Origin of the sequence: Corallococcus sp. BB11-1, assembly GCF_026626625.1 — a bacterium.
Lineage (GTDB): Bacteria > Myxococcota > Myxococcia > Myxococcales > Myxococcaceae > Corallococcus > Corallococcus soli.
Map to the genome: position 1 here is coordinate 68,004 of NZ_JAPNJY010000011.1, position 18,714 is coordinate 86,717.

Consider the following 18,714-nt stretch of genomic DNA (forward strand, 5'->3'; position numbering starts at 1 on the left):
AGGGACGGGGGCAGGGGTTTGTGGCGGAAACGTCCACAGGGGCGCGCCCGCTTGTAGCGTGGGCGGTCAGTCCGGGTGCGTTGGCTTGGCGCGACAGGAGGGGCTGACGCGCGTTGTCCTTCCCGGTACACGTCTGTACAGTGCCCGGCCCTATGAAGCCCGAGAAGGAAACCGAGGCTTTTTCCGGCCCACGTCGCTCACCGTGGTCGGGGGATCGCGGGCTGGAGGCCGTGCTCCAGGGGTGGCGGAAGGATCGGCAGGTGTGGCCGAACCTGGTGCTCGACGCCGTGACGCCCGCGCGGGCCGGCGTCTTCGCGCCGCTGCCAGAGGACCTGGCGCCCCAGGTGCGGGACGCGCTGCGCAAGCGTGGCGTGGAGCAGCTCTTCTCCCATCAGGCGGAGGCCTTCGAGCGGGCCCGCGACGGGGAGAGCCTGGTCATCGCCACGCCCACCGCGTCCGGCAAGAGCCTCTGCTACAACCTGCCGCTGCTCAATCGCTTCGCGCGGGAGCCGGACGCGAGGGCGCTCTACCTGTTCCCCACGAAGGCCCTGTCGCGCGACCAGGAAGAGTCGCTGCGGGCCTTCATGCGCGAGGCGGGCCTGGGCCACGGCGCCATCACCTTCGACGGGGACACGCCGGGGGATGCGCGGCGGGCGGCCCGGGAGCGCGCGGGCGTGGTGCTCACCAACCCGGACATGCTGCACACGGGCATCCTGCCGCACCATGCGAACTGGGCGCGGCTGTTCGCGAACCTGCGCTACGTCGTCATCGACGAGCTGCACACGTACCGGGGCGTCTTCGGCTCGCACCTGGCGAACGTGCTGCGCCGCTTGCAGCGCGTGGCCCGGTTCCACGGCGCGTCCCCCACGTTCATCCTGGCGTCGGCGACCATCGGCAATCCGAAGGCGCACGCGGAGCGGATGCTGGGGCGCGAGGTGGCGCTGGTGTCGGAGAGCGGGGCCCCGTCCGGCGAGCGCCGGGTGATGGTCTACAACCCGCCGGTGGTGAACGCGGAGCTGGGCATCCGGGCCAGCTACCTCAAGAGCGCGGTGCGGCTCACGGCGGACCTGGTGCGCGCGGGGGTGTCCACGCTGCTCTTCGGGCAGTCGCGCAACAACGTGGAGGTGATGCTCAAGTACCTGCGCGACCGGTTCGTGGAGGAGAAGCTGGACCCGGCGCTCATCCAGGGCTACCGGGGCGGCTACCTGCCGGGCACCCGGCGCGCCACCGAGGCCGCGATGCGCGCGGGCGAGGTGCGCTGCGTGGTGGCCACCAACGCGCTGGAGCTGGGCATCGACATCGGCTCGCTGGACGCGGTGGTGTGCGCCGGCTACCCGGGCTCCGTGGCGGCGCTGTCGCAGCGCTTCGGCCGGGCAGGGCGCCGGGGCATGGGGAGCCTGGCGCTGCTCGTCACCTCCAGCGCGCCGTTGGATCAATACTTCGCGTCGGATCCGAAGGCGCTCACGGGCGCGCCGGTGGAGCACGCGCGGATTGATCCGGACAACGTGGAGATCCTCGTGCAGCACCTGAAGTGCGCGGCCTTCGAGCTGCCCTTCGAGGAAGGAGACGCGTTCGGGGACGTGCCGGTGGAGAACACCACGGAGGCGCTGGACTTCCTCACGCAGCACCAGGTGGTGCACCCGTCGCAGGCGGCGGAGGGCGGGCGGCGGATGTTCCACTGGTCGTCGGACGCGTACCCGGCGCACCACGTCTCGCTGCGCAGCGTGGGCTGGGACAACGTGGTCGTCATCGAGCGCGGCAGCGACCGGACGCTGGCGGAGATGGACTTCCGGTCCGCGCACACGCAGCTGCACGAGCAGGCCATCTACCAGCACGACTCGGAGCAGTACCAGGTGGAGCTGCTGGACCTGGAGAACCACAAGGCGTTCGTGCGCAAGGTGGCGCCGGACTACTTCACCGACGCGATGACGAACGTGCGCGTGAGCGTGATTCAGGAGGACCAGGGCGCGCCGCTGGGCCCGACGCTGCACGCGGGGCTGGGCGAGGTGTCCGTCATCGAGAAGGTCGTGGGCTACAAGAAGATCAAGTACCACACGCATGAGAACGTCGGTTACGGCGACGTGCGGCTGCCGGAGATGCAGATGCACACCTCGGCGCTGTGGCTGACGGTGCCAGAGGCGGTGGTGCGGTCCATGGAAGCGCCCCGGCCGGCGGTCATCGACGCGCTGCGGGGCCTGGGGTCGGCGCTGCGCACGGTGGCGTGCGTGGGGCTGATGAGCGATCCGCGCGACCTGGGCCGGACGCTCGGCAGCCGGGACGAACCGGACGGCCCGCCGCGCAAGGAGGGGGGCGTGGGCTTCGAGCCGACGCTGTTCCTCTACGACAACGTGCCCGGAGGCGTGGGACTGGCGGCGCGGCTGTACGATCAACGCGAGGAGCTGCTGCTGCGCTCGCGCAAGCTGTTGGAGTCGTGTCCCTGCGAGGACGGGTGTCCGGCGTGCATCGGGCCGGCGGCGGGTGGACAGCCGGGGAGTGCTCCGGTGGGGACGCACCCGCGCAAGCGACTGGCCCTGGACCTGCTGGCGGCGCTCGGCGTCGCCGGGGTGCAGTGAGGAGCACGGGCGCCGCATGGACCTGAAGCGCAAGCTGTCGCGATTGACCAGCGCGGGCCCCGGCGGTTCGCGGGGGCCTCCGGCTCCGGTGAACGCCGTGGTGGAGGCACGCGCCGGGGGGCCGGTGCCGGACGCGCAGGTGGCACTGCGTCAGGCGGTCGCGGAGGCACAGGCCCGGAACGAGGCTTTGGCGGGCACGACCGGTGCGCAGGCGGTGGTGCGCGCAACGGTCGCGGAGGCGCAGGGCCAGCGCCAGGTGCTGGAAGAAGCCGGGACGACCACCGTCGCGGAGGTTCTGGTGGAGGCGCTGCGCAAGCGCCTCTCGATGGAGGGCGACGCATCGCCCCCGCTCCCTCCCACAGGGGCGGGCGAGTCCGGGGAGGCGTCCGGCCTCGTGGACCTGCGCGAGGAAGCGCGGCGGCGGTTCGCGGTCCGGAAGGCTGGCGTCGCGGACGGCCCGGCGGATCCCCGGGTGGAGTCGCTGCGCCAGATGCTGTCCTTCTGGGCGGAGCGTCAGGGCACGGCCTCCGCGCGGCGGGCGGTGGCCCCGGTGCCCGAGCCCCGGGCGCTGCCGGTGGAGGCGCGCACGACGTCGTTCGGCACGGTGCACGTCGCGGAGCAGGTGTATCCGCCGGAGCATCGCCACGGCACGGCGCCGGTGGCGGCGGCGCTCGACGTGGAGTCGCGGCTGGTGGCGAGCCTCGCGCTGCACCCGGAGCTGGAGTCGGTGGACTTCACGCGGATGTTGATGCTGGACACGGAGACGACGGGGCTCGCGGGCGGCACGGGCACGGTGCCGTTCCTGGTGGGGCTCGCGTGGTTCGAGGGTCGCTCGCTGCGCGTGCAGCAGCTCTTCCTGCGGCGCATGGGGGAAGAGGCGCCGATGCTGCGCCTGCTGGCCGAGCGCATGGCGTCGTCGTCCTGCCTCGTCACGTACAACGGCAAGAGCTTCGACTGGCCGCTGTTGCGCACGCGCTTCGTGCTCAACCGGGTGCCGGTGCCGAAGGAATTGCCGCACCTGGACCTGCTGCACTGCGCGCGGCGCGTGTTCAAGCACCGGGGCGAGGGCGCGAGGCTGGTGCACCTGGAGTCGAAGGTGCTGGGGCACCACCGGGTGGATGACGTGGACGGCTCGCTCATCCCGGAGCTGTACTTCCGCTTCCTGCGCGGCACGGACGGCTCGGAGCTGGTGCCGGTGCTGGAGCACAACCAGAAGGACCTGCTGCTGCTGGCGGCGCTGCTGGGCGACCTGGTGCGCCGCTTCAAGGCGGAGGGCACGGAGCGGCAGGATCCCCGGGATCTGCTCGGCTTCGCGCTGGTGGCGGAGCGGGCAGGGGACCCAGCGCGGGCGCTGAGCTTCGCGGCGGCGGCGGCAGAGGGCGGCGGCCCGGTGGGGATTGAAGCGCTGGTGGTGGCCTCGCGGCTCTCACGACGGGCCGGGGACTGCGAGACGGCGGTGGCGCACCTGCAACGGGCCCTGACGTTCGCGCGGCCCGGACAGGGCGCGACGCTGCACCTGTCGTTGACGAAGCTGTATGAGCACTCGCTGAAGGACCTGCCCCGGGCCCTGTTCCACGCGCGGCTGGCCGCGCCGGTGGAGCTGCCCGCGGACCACCAGCTCCGGCTGGAGCGGCTGGAGCGCCGGCTGTCACGTCAGGGCGCCTGAGCGTCCGGTGCTCCTGCGTCGGGTGAATCCAGGAAGGGCAGGGGACCTGGGTGCCCCGGGCTGAACGACGGAGAGACACCAGGGGCCGCCTCTTCGATGACACCGCCATCGGGAGGGGCCGTGTACGGCTCCATTCCGTCCACGATGCGTCGAAGGATGCGCCCATCGCGGTGGATGGCGTACCGAGCCCCGGAGTCGAGCCCCGCGTGCGTTCGTCCACACGCGGTGGGATCCTCATCGATGCGCACGAAGATGATCTCTTCGTGTTGGATGACCCGGAAGACATGCGACGCCTGTTGAGCGGTGCACGGCAACTCGGCCCGGCCCGGTGGCAGGAAATCCTGGGCCGCGAGGGTCAGGGCCCGAAGCACTGCGCCATCCATCAAGAAGGGTTGGCCCGAAGCTCCGACCTGAAGCGGTGCTTGTTCGAAGAACTGCGGAAATTCTATCGAGGCGTCTTCAGCCAGGGGCATGGATGCCGCGACGATGGCAGCGCGAGTGCACCCGAACACCATCAGGGACGCCATGAGCCCCAGACCGCCTGCGACGTGACCTCGGCGCTCACGGCAGTACACGGCGCAGCTCCGGGAACCACGCGCCCAGCAGTCGCTGGGTGCCCAGCCTCACCCGGGCGCTGCCGATCATCCCGTCCTGGTAGACGCGGCCCTGTGTGTCGTCGCGCGGCGGCACCTGCGCTCGCACCAGCACGGCCCCGTGCTCCAGGGACACCTCCGAGATCTTCCGCCGCTGGGCGTACCGGAGCGAAGCCTCTGGCCCCTCCACCGACTCGATGACCGTTTCGATGGGCTGGGGCACGCCGTCCAGTTGCAGCTCCATCGGCACCCCGGGAGCCAGCTCCGCGCGAAACTCCCCCGGAAAGAGCACGAAGAGGGACACCACCGTGTCAGGGAGCCGCAGCGCCGCCACCGGCTTGCCCTCCGCGACCTGCGTCTCCGGCTCCAACAGGAAGTACACCCGCGCCGGCTGGGGGGCCGTGACCTCCACCGGCCCCGAGCCCGTCTCCAGCCGCGCCAGCACCTGTCCGACCGTGACGTCCTGACCCAACCCCACGTCCACCGACACCACCCGCCCCGCGGCGGGCGCCAGGACGTCCACCGACTCGCCCAGCCGGAGCTGAGCCGCCCCATCGGCCGTGCGATCCATCCGCACCATCGCCGACAGGACACAGAGCGTGAACACCGCCCCCAACACGCTCCACGCCCATGCTCTGCGTGAAAACGAGGGGGACCTGGGAACGGACGGATCCATGCCCTCCAAAGGATGATCCATCCGGGCCCCCCCACGCCAGGGCGCACGCCGGGCGGGGTGGAACGTTGAATTCATGGCGAAGCCTTCAAGCCGGGGAGGGGGAGCAGGCCGCGCTCCAGGCCTGTGGCGCCCGCCTGCACCCTCTACAGCGATGTATCCCTGCATCGTCCGGAGGCCACCTTGTGCCATGCTGCATGGCGCCTCGTGGATTCCTCCTTCCTCAAGATTGGATCACTCGTCCTCGCGGGACTTCTCGCCCCGGCTGCGCTCGCGGCGGAGCCGACGCGCGAGGACCAGGTGCGCGCGGAGCTGGAGCGCCAGCTGCGCGCCATGGTCCCGGAGTCTCCCGCCGAAGTGCAGCTGCTCTTCGAGGGCTTCAAGCCCGAGGACGGCTACCGCCTCGTCGAGTCGGACTTCCTCCTGGACGGCGAGCCGCTCGCGGTGCCGTCCATCGAGGAGCTCAACGCGCCCGGCGTCCACCGGCTCGCGGTGATGAAGGTCGAACCGGGGGAGCACACCCTCGTGTCGCGCGTCACGTACACGAACGGGTCGTGGAGCCTCTTCAGCGAGTCGAACGGCTTCCTCTGGAAGATCACCGCGTCCGTCGGCTTCCAGACCCAGCGCGGCTTGCGCGTGTCGGTGAAGGCGTCCCCCAGCGTCGTGCCCAACGCGCCGGATCCGCGCCTCAAGCTCAAGCTCACCCACGCCGTCACCGCGGAGATGATCCAGCCTCCGCAGGACGAACCCGCCGTGGCCGTGAAGACCGGCCCGGTGGACGCGGGCGCGCCCGTGAAGTCCCCGCCGGACGCGGGCGCCCCCGTGAAGGTCGCCCAGCCCGCGGCGCCGGATGCGGGCGTGAAGCCCACGACCACGGTGGTCTCCGTGACGCCGCCCGTGGAGCGCACGCCGCTGCCCACGGGCCGCCTGCGCCTCCAGGTCACCTCCAAGAAGCCTTCCTCCGCCACCGCCTTCGTGCGGGGAACGGGCGAGCCGCTGAAGCTGGTGGTCCCCGGCCGCAAGCCCAAGGAAGTGCCCCTGTCCGCGGGCGCGTACACCGTGGACCTGCTCGCCGACGGCTTCCTCGCCCAGACGCGCCAGGTGGAGCTGGCCGCCGGCGCGGATGCCTCGCTGGACTTCGCCCTGGTGCCCGCGCCCAAGAAGGCCAAGGCGGCCAAGGTGCAGGAGGGCCGCGTCGAGCTGCCCCAGCCCCTGGGCTTCGAGGAGACGAAGCCCCTGCCCAACAAGGCCTCGCTCGGGGGCCTGGACCTGCTCGTGGACCTGCTCGTGCGCGACCCCAAGGCCCGCCTGCGCGTCGAAGGCCACACCGACGGCCGGGAAGTGCCCGCGCCCGCCCGCCAGGGCCTGTCCGACGCCCGCGCGCGCGCCGTCGCCGACCTGCTCATCCGGGCCGGCGTGGCCCCCTCCCGCGTGGACGTCGTGGGCCTGGGCGACCGCAGCCCCAAGGCCCCCAACCTCATCCCCCGCGGGCGCGATCTCAACCGCCGCGTGGAGCTGGTGCTGCTGCGCCCCTGAGCTCCTGGGCTTCGGCGTCGGCCCCCGGCCGCGCTTGAGGTTGTGGGAGGGCTCCTCTAGCGTCCGGGCCGTTCGCTTCGCCGCCTCGGGAGAGTCGCGCCATGCCTCGGTACGAGTTCACGGAAGGCAGCTCCAGCAAGTTCTGGGAGATCACGCTCGAAGGCACGACGCTCACCAAGCGCTGGGGCCGCATCGGCACCGACGGCCAGGAGAAGACGGAGGACTTCGAGTCCAAGGTGGAGGCGAAGAAGGCCTACGCCGCGCAGGTGAAGGAGAAGGAGAAGAAGGGCTACGCGCTCGTCGCGGGCTCGGCGGATGGCGGGGGTGCGGCCGTGGTGTCCGCGACCGATCCGGCCCTGGAGGCCGCCATCCTCGCCGCCCCGGACGACGTGAAGGGCTACCTCGCGTATGCCGCGTGGCTCAAGGGCAAGGGCGATCCTCGCGCGGAGCTGATCCAGCTCCAGCACGACACCCTGGAGGCGTCCGCCGCCTCCGCCACGCTCATGCGCAAGCGGGCGGCGAAGTACATCGCGGAGCACGCGGACTCGCTGCTGGGTGACGAGCTGACGGAGGCGATCGCCGGGGAGGCCCTGAAGCTGGAGTGGCACCTGGGCTTCATCCGCGAGGCCCATCTGGGTCAGGTGGACTTCGACTCGAACGAGGACATCCCGGATCTGCTGGGCGTGCTGCTGGCCCACCCGTCCGCGCGGTTCCTGCGAAGCCTGACCATCGGCATGGCCTGCTTCGACGGCGAGAACGAGTACCACGACACGCTCAAGGCGCTCGGCAAGGCGAAGCCGCTCACGACGCTGCGCCACCTGTTCATCGGGGACTTCGAGTACCCGGACGACACGGAGATCTCCTGGACCCACGTGGGCGACCTCCAGCCCCTCTACGGCGTGTTCCCGGGCCTGCGGGAGCTGCGCGTGCGCGGCGGTGAGATCGAGCTTGGGAAGATCGACCTGCCGGAGCTGCGCGCCTTCACCGTGGAGACGGGCGGCCTGCCGCTCAAGGCGGTGAAGTCCATCGTGAAGGCGCACTGGCCGAAGCTGGAGGCGCTGGAGATCTGGTTCGGTTCGGAGAACTACGGCGCGGGCGGCGGGGTGAAGGACCTGCAGCCCCTGCTCGACGGCGAGGGCGTGCCGAACCTGCGCAAGCTGGGCCTGCGCAACGCGGAGTTCACCGACGCGCTGTGCGCGGTGCTCCCCAATGCGAAGGTGGTCGCCCGGCTCCAGGAGCTGGATCTGTCCATGGGCATGATGACTGACGAGGGCGCGGAGGCGCTGGCCTCGAACGCGAAGGCCTTCCAGCACCTCAAGACGCTGGACGTCTCCAACAACTTCCTGACCCAGGCCGGGCAGAAGCGGGTGGCCACCGCCGCTCCTTCCGTGGTGCGCGGCAACCAGCGCGAGCCCTACGACGAGGACTCGCGCTACGTCGCCGTGGGCGAGTAGTCCGTCCCACGCCCATGTCCGCCGCGCCGCCGTTCCTGATCATCGGCAACCCCGGGAACCGGCGCGTCACGCTCTTCCAGGAGGCCCTGCACCACGCGGGGCTTCCCCCCGCGCTCGTGGTGTCCTGGGAGACGGTGGCCCGCGAGCCGGACGCGCTCCTGGAGCTCCCGGACTCGGAGGAGCGCATCGTCCGCATCGACGCGGCGGGGGAGGACACCGCCGTGGAGCGGGCCCTCCTGAAGCGGGGCCACACGGATGCGCTCGGCGCCGGCTGTGAGGTCCTGACGCCGGAGCAGGTGGACGCCCTGCCTCCCGAGCACGGCCGCGTGCTGTGCCCCCGGCAGCACCACCTGGGCTTCCTGCGCGTGCTGGAGGACCTGACGGAGCGCTTCGCCCTGCGTCCGCGCTGGCGCGTGCTGTCGAAGCCGTCCGCCATCGCGGACCTGTTCGACAAGCGCGTCACGTCGCGCCGGTACGCCGCCCTGGGCATCCCCGTGCCGCCGTACCTGGACGACATCGCCACCCCGGAGGCCCTGCGCCACGGCATGCGCGAGGCGGGCTGGCGCGAGGCCTTCGTGAAGCTGTCCTGCGGCTCGTCCGCGTCGTGCCTCGCCGTCTACCGGCCGGGGCGCTCACCAGGCTCGGCGGGTTCGCTGCTCACCAGCCTCCACCGGGGGCCCACCGGCTGGTTCAACTCCCTCAGGCTCCGGCGCGTGTCGGGCGCGGGGGAGGTGGACGCGGTGCTGTCCTTCCTCCTGCGCGAGGGCTCCCAGGTGGAGGAGTCCCGCCCCAAGGCGCGGCTGGGCGGGGACGTGTTCGACTGTCGCATCCTCACGGTGCGCGGCGAGCCCGCCTTCACGGTGGTGCGCCAGAGCCGCCACCCCATCACCAACCTCCACCTGGGCGGCTATCGCGGCGACCTGGACGACTTCCACGCGGCGGTGCCCGCGCGGGAGTGGGAGGCCGCGCTGGAGAGCTGCCGCGCCGTGGCCCGCGCGCACGACTGCCTCCACGTGGGCATCGACCTGATGTTCGAGGAGTTCTTCCACGGCCACCGCGTGCTGGAGGCCAACGCCTTCGGGGACCTGCTCCCCGGCCTCACGCGCGACGGCCTGTCCGTCTACGGCTGGGAGCTCCGCGAAGCGCTGCGCTGACCTCCGCCGCGCCACAGCCGCGCCGTCGGCACGCGCTCCAGCAGCCCGGAGCCGAACACGCGATCCAGCTCCAGGTAGTCCAGGTGCACGTAGCCGATGTGGCAGCCGCACGTGTCCTTCGAGCACGCGCGCGGCTTGAGCGCCTGTTCGAAGTCCGGCGCGTAGAGGTTGCCCAGCGGCTCCTTGATGAAGTGGCACCGGTAGGCCGTGCCATCGCCGTCCACCGACAGCACGGACTCGCCCGCGCGGCACGCCTTGCCCCGGCTGGGGTGGCGGGTGTTGTTCACCGGGAAGAGCGGGTCGATGCGGGTGAAGCGCTCCACGTCCTCGGGTGAGTACGCGTCCAGGCCGTCCTTCACCGCGTTGATCCACAGGTACGTGTCCTCCGGCAGCTCGCGGCGCAGGGCCTCCGCCTCGTCCGCGAAGCGGCGGAAGCCCACCATGCCCGCGCTGTGGCGCACGCCGTGTTCGCTCAAGCGTTCGCACTGCGCCAGGAAGCGCGCGCGCTTCATCCACTCCGGGTGGTACGTGGCCCAGATGCCCAGCTTGTCGGTGCGGCAGTCGGTGAGCCAGTCCAGCCGGCAGGAGAGGTTGGTCTGCACCGCCGCGCGCTCCACGTGGGGCAGGTGCGTCAGCCGGGCCAGGGCCTGCTGATACCAGGGCCAGATGAGCGCCTCGCCCCAGGGCGTGAAGAAGACGGCCACGGTGTCCTGGGTGCGCGACTCCACCCACTGGAGGAACCGCTCCAGGTCCGCGCGGTCCTTCGTCAGCTCCTCCTCGCTCTGCTTCCACTTGCCGAAGGGGCAGTACTCGCAGCCGTAGTTGCAGCCGGACAGCGGGCCCCGGTAGAGCACGGTGAGCCTCATCGCCAGGCGTACTCCTGCTTGCGCCGCCGCACGGCCTCGGAGTCCAGCCAGGGGCCGATGAGATCCGAGCGCTCCACGCCCGCGCCCGTGAGCTGGAACACACCGTCCACGTCCCGCGCCAGCCCGTGCGCCTCCAGCTCCGCGAGCATCGGGAAGTCCTCGCGCGCGTCCGTGCCGAAGCGCTGGCGGTACGCGCCCGGACACACGCCCTCCGCCAGCAGCGACAGCACCAGGTGCCGGTGGCGCTGCTCGGCTTCGTCCAGCACGAACCCGTAGCGCACCTCGCCGAAGGACGCGGTGTCGCGCTCGATGTACGCCTGGATGATGCCGCGCACCTCGCGCGAGGCGACCGCGTACTCGGACGAGTAGTGCACGTCGCCCGCGTACGAGCGCGCCCCCACGCCCAGCCCCACCATGCCGTCCTCCTGGCAGCGGTACACCGCGCCCCGAGCGGCCGGCGCGTGCTTCGCGCGGAACATCCGCATCGACACCTGCGTGTAGCCCTGCGCCAGGAGGAAGTCGCGGCCCGTGCGGTACAGCGACAGGCGCAGGTCGTCCCACGCGCGCGACTTCTTGCCCAGGAAGGTGAGGGGCCGCACGTAGAGCGGGTAGAGGTACAGCTCCTCCGGCGCGTACCGGAGCGCCGCCTTCAGCGAGCGCAGGAAGGTGTCCGGCGTCTGGCCCTCGATGCCGTAGATGAGGTCCAGGTTGAGCGTGGGGAAGCCCGCACTCCGGAGCAGGTCCAACGTGGCCTCCACCTGCGCCGTCTTCTGCGGCCGCGCCACCGCCGCGACCTCCGACTCCAGGAAGCTCTGCACGCCCATGCTCACCCGGTCCACGCCCCGGGCCTTCAGCACCGCCACCTTGGCCACGTCCACCGTCTCCGGCGACACCTCCACGGACATGGGCACGGCGCGAGGGTCCACGCCCAGCTCCGCCGCCAGGTCGAACACCGCCTCCAGGCCGGGTGCGTCCAGCAGGGTGGGGGTGCCTCCGCCAATCGCGGCACGCGCGAACGTGGCCGGGCCCAGCGCGTCCTTCACCCGGCGGGCCTCGCGCTTCAGCGCGGACAGCCACGCCTGGACGACGTCCTCCTTCGGGCCCGCGGCGGTGAAGAGGTTGCAGAACCCGCAGCGCATCTCGCAGAAGGGGACGTGCAGGTAGAGGAACAACGCGTCCCGCCGCTCCTTCGCCCAGACGTCCTCCAGCGGCAGCGCGGGGGTGAGGGGGCGGTAGGCCGTCTTGTGCGGGTAGCCGTAGAGGTACGCCACGTACGGCGTCCCTTCGAGCATCGACTCCAGGCGCGTCATGGCGCGGAGTCTAGCGGCAGCACGAACTCCCCATACGGGACAGTCCACACCACCGGGTGCCCCAGCCGGTGCCCCGAGTGGCCGTCCTCGCCATAGGCCGTCCCGTGGTCCGAGCACACGACGCAGAACGCCGGCCCCCGCCGCCGCAGCGCCTGGAACAGCCGGGGGAGCTGGCCGTCCACGTACGCCAGGGCCGCCCCCTGCGTCTCCCGGGAGTCCTCCCGCGCGCCGGGGATGTAGTGCCGGTTGGGCTGGTGCAGCGCGGAGACGTTGATGAACAGAAACACCCGCTGCTCCCGGGGCAGCGCCTCCAGGATGTTCACTGCGAGTGATGCCTGAAATTCCGTGGATTTCGGGTCTGTCACCCCCAGCTCGGGGGACCAGTGGGACTCGGCGAAGAGGCCTGGGAGCACGCGGCCCAGGGGGTTCTTCAGGTTGAAGAAGCCGGTCCCGCCAATACACACCGTGTGATAGCCGCGCCCCGCGAGCCCCGTGACGATGTCCGGCGCATCGAGCACGCAGGTGCCCGGGCCCGTCGTCTCGCTGCCCTCGAAGCGCAGGGCGAACGGGCGCGGGTGCCGGCCGGGTGCGGCGGGGGTGGGGAAGAAGCCCGCGAAGAAGGCCTGGTGCGCCGCGTAGGTGAAGCTGCCCGGGCTGTGGCGCTCCTCCCACCGGCCCCCCGGCAGCAGCGCTCCCAGCGTGGGGGTGAGGCCGCGCTCCAGCGCTTCCCGGGCCACGTCGTACCGCAGCGTGTCCAGCGTGAGGAAGAGCAGGTCGTGCGTGCCGACCAGCGTGTTCAGGTCATGCATGGGCGCCAGGATCGGGGCAGGGGGCCCCTGGCTTCAAGGCCCCCGTCCCGCTCCATGGCTGGGAGCTACGAGATGTTCGGCGCCGGCTCGAACTCGGGCTGGGTGGGCGCGGGGGGCGGCGTCGGGGCCGGCGTCGAGGCGAGCGGCCGGCGCGAGCCGTCGGGGTTCATGGTCGCGTTGTACAGCGACGTGGCGAAGGCCTCCTGCCCCCGCTGCGACAGCGCGCGGAAGGCCTGATCCATGGGGCGCTGCCCGCCGGCCATGTCCGGTCCCAGGGTGCGGCCCAGCAGCTCCCGGGCCTGCGACTCGTTGAGGCGCACCGAGTACGGGGCGCCGTCGTTCATCGCCGCGTCGTCGGCGGAGAAGGCGCCCCGGGCGATGCGCGCGGCGTTCGGATCCGTGAAGGTCAGCTCGTAGTTCGTCTCCGCGGGCTGCCCGGGCCGCGTCGTGGTGGTCGCGCGCACGGAGTCGTTGATGCGCGTGTCCCCCTGGCCGGTGCCGTCCGGGTTCAAGCGCAGGTCGGTGCTCTGGGTGCTGCCCGCCACGTCGCGGTCCGTCTGGCGCACGGTCTGGTTGCCGTCGCCGTCGCCCGTGAGGTTCGTGCGCCGCTCGGAGGTGGCCACGCGCTGGCCCAGCACGCGCCCCTCGCCGTTCTGGCTCAGGCCGTCAGTGGTGCGCACGTTGCTCACGCCCGGGCCGTTCTCCGCGGGGAGCTGGCCGGTGCGCAGGAACTGCTGGTACGCGGCCTGGCCCTCCGGCTGGGTGATGTTGAAGTCCGCCGTGCGGGTGCGCTCCATGCGCTGATCCTGCCGGCCCTCCAGGCCCCGGACGTTGGCGGCATCCCGCTGGCGCTCCTGCGTCGTCACGCTGGCGCGCAGCGTGTCCGGCGACGTGCGCTCCAGCTCGAAGCGCTGCGTCTGGGTGTGGTCGTACGACGCGCCCATCCCCAGCGCCTTGCCCGCCCGGCCCGGCCCCGCGGAGAGCCTGGCGTTGAGGCCCTCCTGTCCGGTGCCCTCCGCCCGGGCGCGGGTGCCCACCGGCCACGTCTCCGGCGCGGCGGGGTCGGGCAGCTGCCCGTTGCGCATGGCCTCCGTCGCGGCCTGGCGCGGCACCTCCACGCGCACGGAGCCGGTCTCGCTGGACGACGCCCCCACGGACAGCCGCCCCGCGCGCTGGGAGCCGCGGTCGCGCGCCTGTCCCTGGGACTCCATCACGAAGGTGTCACCCTCGGTGCGCACGCTCGCGCGGCCCGAAGGACGCATCGCCTCCACGGGCGTGAACGTGGAGCGCTCCCGCTCGGCGAGCGCGGCCGCGGCCTGCTGGGCGCCGTCGACGGGCTGCTCGGCGGGAGCCTGGGGCTGGGCCGCGGGCGTCTGGCGCTCGACCGGAGCGACCGGGGTCCGGGGCTGGGACGACGAAACGGGGCGGTTGGGGATGGAAGTCATATGTACCCAGTTTATCGGAATTACCGACCTGATTGTTTCCGCTCAGGCTGTAGGACCCAGCCTCCTGAAAGCTGAGAGAGCGCCACTCCCAGTGAAAAAAACAGGCCCTGATGCAACTCGGTGGCATGACTTGAAATGCGGCCTATTTGCGTATTACAGGTTTATCTCACCTTGAAGGGAGTGCCGACATGCAGAACATGCGGAAGCGCTTCTCGACGTCCCCTCGCAGCTGGCAGCCGTTTACTGCGCTGGTGCTGGGTTGCACCCTCGCGGTCCCCGCGGGCGCGCTCGCCGCGAACCCGACGCCTCCGGCGGCCTCGCGGGCCGTGGCGGCTCCGGGCGCGGCGGTCGTCACGGCGCTGAAGGCGGGTGGCAGCACGCTGGCGACCCCCTCTGGGCTGGTGTTCCACCAGACGGCGCGGCCGGTGAGCGCCCTGCGCACCCTGAACGTGGTGGCGGCCACCGGCGTGCAGCTCCACGTCTGGCAGGAGCGTCAGGCGGACGGCACGCAGCAGGCATATTCGGCCTATACGCGCGGCGGCACGGAGCTGATGGGGCGCGTGCAGGAGGAGCAGTACCTCATCCGGCTGCAGGAGGCGTCGTTCGACCCGCTCGCGCGCAACGCGCCGCTGCTGGGCAACGCGCTGGTGGCGGACCGGGACAACACCCTGTCGCTGGTGCAGTTCCACGGCACGCCGCTGCCGGAGTTCCGCGAGACGATCCAGAACGCGGGCGGCAAGGTGCTGCGCTTCCTGTCGGATCACACCTACCTCGTTGAGATGGACTCGGAGATCCGCGCTCGCGTGGCGCAGCTCCCCGCTGTGCGCTGGGTGGGGGACTACCACCCGGAGTACCGCCTGGAGCCGGTGCTGCGTGACGCGCTGCTGGGACGGGCGGAGGGGCTCGCGCCCCAGCGCTACTCCATCATGCTGGGCGAGGGCGGCCCGGCGCGGCAGGCCCGCGTGTCAGCGCTGGTGCAGCGGCTGGGCGGCAAGGTGGACCTGGTGGAGCCGGGCGGCCTGCGCGTGGAGGCCACGCTCAGCCAGGAGCAGCTGGCCCAGCTGGCGCGTGCCAACGAGGTGCAGTTCATCGACCGGTGGGGCGGGCCCGGCGAGACGGACATGAACATCGTGCGCGAGACGGGCGGCGCCAACTACATCCAGGGCCTCAAGGGGTGGACGGGGCAGGGCGTGCGCGGGGAGATCTTCGACACCGAGCTGCGCACCACCCACCGCGAGTGGCCCACGCCGCCCATCATCCACAGCACGGGGACGACGGGGTCGCTGCACGGCACCAGCTGCTACAGCCACAACTTCGCGCAGGGCATCGACCCGCTGGCGAAGGGGCTGCTGCCGAGCGGGCAGGGCATCTTCTTCCTGTACTCGGAGTCCACGCAGTTCGGCGGCACCAAGTCGCGCTACACGATGAACCAGGAGCTCATCAACCCGACGGGGCCCTACCGCGCGGTGTTCCAGACCTCCAGCGTGGGCAGCACGCTGGGCACCGCGTACACCACCATCTCCGCGGAGGTGGATGACTACCTGTTCAAGGCCCCCCTGCTGAGCACCCAGTCCCAGAGCAACTCCGGCACGCGCAACTCGCGCCCGCAGGCCTGGGCGAAGAACATCGTCTCCGTGGGCGGCGTGCGGCACTACAACACGCTGGCGCGCACGGACGACCGGTGGAGCGCTGGCGGGAGCATCGGCCCGGCGGCGGACGGCCGCATCAAGCCGGACCTGTCCTTCTACTACGACTCCGTCCGGGGCGCGTCCGGCTCCAGCGACAGCAGCTACACGGAGTTCGGCGGCACCAGCTCCGCGACGCCGCAGACCGCGGGCCACTTCGGCCTGATGTTCCAGATGTGGCACCAGGGCGTGTGGGCCGGCAAGGGCGGCAAGGCGGACGTCTTCACCAGCCGTCCGCAGATGGCCACCGCGAAGGCGCTGATGATCAACGGCGCCGCGAAGTACAACTGGCTGGCCGGCGGCGCCAACGCGGACCTGGACCGCTACAAGCAGGGCTGGGGGACCTCCGACCTCAAGCGCCTGTACGACCGCGCCGCGAAGACCTTCGTCGTCGACGAGACGGACGTCCTCACGCCCCTGGCCACCAAGGCGTACAACTTCACCGTGGCCACCGGTGAGACGGAGCTCAACGTCACCCTGTCCTACAAGGACCCCATGGGCACCGTGGGCGCGGCCCGCGCGCGCATCAATGACCTGTCCCTGCGCGTCACGTCGCCCACGGGCGTCGTGTACTGGGGCAACAACGGCCTGACCGCGGGCAACGTCTCCACCGCGGGTGGCGTCTCCAACAAGGTCGACACCGTGGAGAACGTCTTCCTGGCGAACCCCGCCGCGGGCACCTGGAAGGTGGAGGTCCTGGCGGATGAGGTGGTCCAGGACGGTCACCCGGCGACGACGGCGGTGGACGCCGTCTACGGCCTCGTGGTGAGCGGCGGCGTCCTCAAGCCGTAGCAGGCGCAGGCGCCCCTCAAGGCGGCGCGGGCCCTCCTCAAGGGGCCCGCGTCCGCGGCGCGTGGTCCGTCAGGGCGTCCGCGCGGGCGGCGCGCCTTCTTCCTGCGGGACGGCGGGGCGGGGCGCGCTCGCCACCGCGCGCTGGATGACGGGCGGTGACGCGTTGAGCGCCCCCACGTAGATGCGGCCGTGGAAGCCCTTGTCGCTGGGCGCGGAGAAGAGGGCCACCTTGCGCGGCGTGCCCGGCTCCTGGCGCACGTCCGCGGACGGGCTGAGCGCGTACACGTTGCACTCCACCTGCTCCCAGACGTTGAAGCGGCAGGAGAACTGCGAGCCGCGCGTGAAGCCCACCTCCAGCGCCTTCACGGGGGAGGAGGGCACGGCCTTCGTCAGCCGCGAGCCCAGCGGTTCGAAGTCCTTGTTCCAGCTCACCGGCTTCGTGCGCACGTGCACGTCGCCCGCGAGCGCCAGCAGCCACACGTCCGGGTTCGCCTTCCGGTACGCGATGAGGTTCTTGGCCATCTCCTCCTCGCGTGCGTTACCGGACGCGGTGTTGGAGTCGAACGCCAGCACCGTGACGGCGTTGCCCCGCGCGCGCAGCCGGCGGGCCTGCTCAATGAGCCGCAGGAGCGCGCCGCTGCTGCGGCCGTCCTGGTACACCCGGCGCCAGAAGGAACTGACCACCAGCAGGCGCTCCAGGTCCGAGTTGGTGCCCGCGCTCGCCAGGTACTCGTCCAGCGCGGGCTGATCCTCCGACGGCAGGGACAGCGCCAGCGCCACCGACAGCTTCTTCTCCGTGGCGTCGCAGAGCATCCGCGTGGCGGCCTCCGGCAGCTCGCGCGTGCCCAGCGGATCCGCCACCAGCAAGGACTGCCCGGCCACCAGCAGCGGCTCCACGCCCTGGAGGGGCTCACCGCAGCGCACGTCGCCCCTCTGCGCGTCCTCGTCCCAGCCGTCCACCGTCACGGAGCGCACCGGCGCGGACGTCTTGCCCCCCACCAGCTCCAGCGACGGGACCATCTCCAGCTTCGACAGCAGCCGCCCCTCCAGCTTGAGGTCGCGGATGCCGCGCACCATCGTGAAGCCCTCCATGTCCGGCACGCCCTCGAAGGTGAAGCGCTCGAAGGTCTTGCGCGCCAGGTACTTCTCCTCCTCCTGGACGCGCTCGTTGAGCCACTTGGGCTTCTGCTCGATGTTGGTGTCCTGCTCGCGGTAGCGCAGGCGGAAGACGCGGATGATGGACTGGCGCGGGCCCACCTGCGCGCCCTTCACGAAGTAGCGCTCGAAGGTGCGGTTGCCGGGCCGGTTCATGCCGGGCTCGTGCGCGGAGGTGTACAGCTCGTGGTGACCCTCGCGCGTGAAGACGTCGTAGCGCTGCTCCTCGAAGATGTGGCGCATGGTGAGCAGCGCCTCGTCCAACGGCACCAGGTACACCGTCTCCGCGGTGGGCGCCTCCCCCTGCTCCATGCCCTCGTCGTGGAGGTCGCGGGTCAAGCTGGCGCAGCCAAAGCACATCAGTCCCAGCATCCAATGCCACCGCATGACGTGACCTCCTGCCGCCCCTCGCGTTCCATGGTGCCCGCGAGAGGGGGTGGGCGTCCCGACCCCCGGAGCCGGGACGCCTGGAATCAGTCTACCGGGAAACGGCTGGCCACCGAGGGGGTCACCCCGGACGGGCGGGGGTGCCCCCCTGGCCCGTGAGCGACCGGACGACGTCCAGCGCGCCCGTGACGTGCTTCTTCACCTGCACCTGCGAGTCGAACGCGTAGCGGATGGTGCCCTCGCGGTCGGCGATGAACGTCACCCGCCCCGGCAGCAGGCCCAGGAAGTTGGTGCCCACCCCGAAGGCCTTGCGCGCCGCGCCATCCGGGTCGCTCAGCAGGCGGAACGGGAGCCGGTACTTGGCGACGAACTTCTCATGCGACTCCGCCGTGTCGCTGCTGATGCCCACCACGTCCGCGCCCGCGTCCGTGAAGTCCTGGTACTGGTCGCGCAGGCTGCAGGCCTGGACGGTACATCCCGGGGAGTCATCCCGGGGGTAGAAGTAGATGACCAGCGCCTTGTCACCCAGCAGGTCGCGCAGACGCACCGGCGTGTTGCCCGGCCCCTGAAGCGTGACGTCCGGAACGGCATCCCCTTCTTGCAGCGTCTTCGCCAT

General features: G+C 71.6%; 14 protein-coding genes. 6 read left to right on the top strand and 8 right to left on the bottom strand.

The features are described 5' to 3' along the window. Window positions 1-152 precede the first annotated feature (152 nt). Window positions 153-2,573: a DEAD/DEAH box helicase gene (locus OV207_RS11535; protein ID WP_267554960.1), complete on the top strand. Its 2,421-nt coding sequence runs from the start codon at window positions 153-155 to the stop codon at window positions 2,571-2,573. A 16-nt stretch (window positions 2,574-2,589) separates the two neighbouring features. Further along, window positions 2,590-4,239, top strand: a complete 1,650-nt coding sequence (locus OV207_RS11540; RefSeq protein ID WP_267554962.1) for a ribonuclease H-like domain-containing protein — start codon at window positions 2,590-2,592, stop codon at window positions 4,237-4,239. Here the strand turns inward: OV207_RS11540 and OV207_RS11545 are convergent. Next, on the bottom strand, window positions 4,227-4,766 hold the full coding sequence (locus OV207_RS11545) for a hypothetical protein (RefSeq protein ID WP_267554964.1): 540 nt from the start codon (window positions 4,764-4,766) through the stop codon (window positions 4,227-4,229). The genes OV207_RS11540 and OV207_RS11545 overlap by 13 nt on opposite strands. A gap of 34 nt (window positions 4,767-4,800) precedes the next feature. After that, window positions 4,801-5,439 (bottom strand): hypothetical protein, encoded by a 639-nt coding sequence (locus OV207_RS11550; RefSeq protein WP_267554966.1) that lies wholly within the window; start codon window positions 5,437-5,439, stop codon window positions 4,801-4,803. 273 nt (window positions 5,440-5,712) lie between these two features. Between OV207_RS11550 and OV207_RS11555 the strand changes: the two genes are divergently transcribed. The 3 genes from OV207_RS11555 to OV207_RS11565 all read left to right on the top strand — a co-directional run bounded on the left by OV207_RS11555 (window position 5,713) and on the right by OV207_RS11565 (window position 9,649). Then, window positions 5,713-7,041, top strand: coding sequence for an OmpA family protein (locus OV207_RS11555; RefSeq protein ID WP_267554968.1), 1,329 nt, complete (start codon window positions 5,713-5,715; stop codon window positions 7,039-7,041). A 101-nt stretch (window positions 7,042-7,142) separates the two neighbouring features. After that, a complete protein-coding gene (locus OV207_RS11560) occupies window positions 7,143-8,495 on the top strand; it encodes a WGR domain-containing protein (protein WP_267554970.1) in 1,353 nt (450 codons plus the stop codon). A gap of 14 nt (window positions 8,496-8,509) precedes the next feature. Beyond that, window positions 8,510-9,649, top strand: a complete 1,140-nt coding sequence (locus OV207_RS11565; protein ID WP_267554972.1) for an STM4014 family protein — start codon at window positions 8,510-8,512, stop codon at window positions 9,647-9,649. Here the strand turns inward: OV207_RS11565 and OV207_RS11570 are convergent. From OV207_RS11570 to OV207_RS11585, 4 genes are all read right to left on the bottom strand, one after another. Next, window positions 9,616-10,515, bottom strand: a complete 900-nt coding sequence (locus tag OV207_RS11570; protein ID WP_267554973.1) for an STM4011 family radical SAM protein — start codon at window positions 10,513-10,515, stop codon at window positions 9,616-9,618. The two genes, OV207_RS11565 and OV207_RS11570, sit on opposite strands and share 34 nt — an antisense overlap. Next, window positions 10,512-11,825, bottom strand: coding sequence for an STM4012 family radical SAM protein (locus tag OV207_RS11575; RefSeq protein WP_267554974.1), 1,314 nt, complete (start codon window positions 11,823-11,825; stop codon window positions 10,512-10,514). Before OV207_RS11575 ends, OV207_RS11570 begins: the two co-directional genes overlap by 4 nt. Continuing rightward, window positions 11,822-12,634 (bottom strand): STM4013/SEN3800 family hydrolase, encoded by an 813-nt coding sequence (locus OV207_RS11580; RefSeq protein ID WP_267554976.1) that lies wholly within the window; start codon window positions 12,632-12,634, stop codon window positions 11,822-11,824. The genes OV207_RS11575 and OV207_RS11580 overlap by 4 nt, the downstream gene beginning before the upstream one ends. Before the next feature lie 65 nt (window positions 12,635-12,699). Then, window positions 12,700-14,079: a hypothetical protein gene (locus OV207_RS11585; RefSeq protein WP_267554978.1), complete on the bottom strand. Its 1,380-nt coding sequence runs from the start codon at window positions 14,077-14,079 to the stop codon at window positions 12,700-12,702. A gap of 188 nt (window positions 14,080-14,267) precedes the next feature. Here OV207_RS11585 and OV207_RS11590 point away from each other — a divergent pair, with 188 nt between their 5' ends. Next, the gene (locus tag OV207_RS11590; protein WP_267554980.1) at window positions 14,268-16,556 is read left to right on the top strand and encodes a S8 family serine peptidase; all 2,289 of its coding nucleotides are present in this window, start codon (window positions 14,268-14,270) and stop codon (window positions 16,554-16,556) included. A 69-nt stretch (window positions 16,557-16,625) separates the two neighbouring features. Here OV207_RS11590 and OV207_RS11595 read toward each other — a convergent pair whose 3' ends face one another. Further along, on the bottom strand, window positions 16,626-18,098 hold the full coding sequence (locus tag OV207_RS11595; RefSeq protein WP_267554982.1) for a hypothetical protein: 1,473 nt from the start codon (window positions 18,096-18,098) through the stop codon (window positions 16,626-16,628). A gap of 121 nt (window positions 18,099-18,219) precedes the next feature. Then, complete coding sequence (locus tag OV207_RS11600) at window positions 18,220-18,714, bottom strand: peroxiredoxin (RefSeq protein WP_193348913.1); 495 nt, start codon at window positions 18,712-18,714, stop codon at window positions 18,220-18,222.

Coding starts and splice junctions, on each gene's coding strand:
- OV207_RS11535 (WP_267554960.1), top strand. CDS start 153: ATGAAGCCCGAGAAGGAAACCGAGGCTTTTTCCGGCCCACGTCGCTCA.
- OV207_RS11540 (WP_267554962.1), top strand. CDS start 2,590: ATGGACCTGAAGCGCAAGCTGTCGCGATTGACCAGCGCGGGCCCCGGC.
- OV207_RS11545 (WP_267554964.1), bottom strand. CDS start 4,766: ATGGCGTCCCTGATGGTGTTCGGGTGCACTCGCGCTGCCATCGTCGCG.
- OV207_RS11560 (WP_267554970.1), top strand. CDS start 7,143: ATGCCTCGGTACGAGTTCACGGAAGGCAGCTCCAGCAAGTTCTGGGAG.
- OV207_RS11565 (WP_267554972.1), top strand. CDS start 8,510: ATGTCCGCCGCGCCGCCGTTCCTGATCATCGGCAACCCCGGGAACCGG.
- OV207_RS11570 (WP_267554973.1), bottom strand. CDS start 10,515: ATGAGGCTCACCGTGCTCTACCGGGGCCCGCTGTCCGGCTGCAACTAC.
- OV207_RS11575 (WP_267554974.1), bottom strand. CDS start 11,825: ATGACGCGCCTGGAGTCGATGCTCGAAGGGACGCCGTACGTGGCGTAC.
- OV207_RS11580 (WP_267554976.1), bottom strand. CDS start 12,634: ATGCATGACCTGAACACGCTGGTCGGCACGCACGACCTGCTCTTCCTC.
- OV207_RS11585 (WP_267554978.1), bottom strand. CDS start 14,079: ATGACTTCCATCCCCAACCGCCCCGTTTCGTCGTCCCAGCCCCGGACC.
- OV207_RS11590 (WP_267554980.1), top strand. CDS start 14,268: ATGCAGAACATGCGGAAGCGCTTCTCGACGTCCCCTCGCAGCTGGCAG.
- OV207_RS11595 (WP_267554982.1), bottom strand. CDS start 18,098: ATGCGGTGGCATTGGATGCTGGGACTGATGTGCTTTGGCTGCGCCAGC.
- OV207_RS11600 (WP_193348913.1), bottom strand. CDS start 18,714: ATGGCGAAGACGCTGCAAGAAGGGGATGCCGTTCCGGACGTCACGCTT.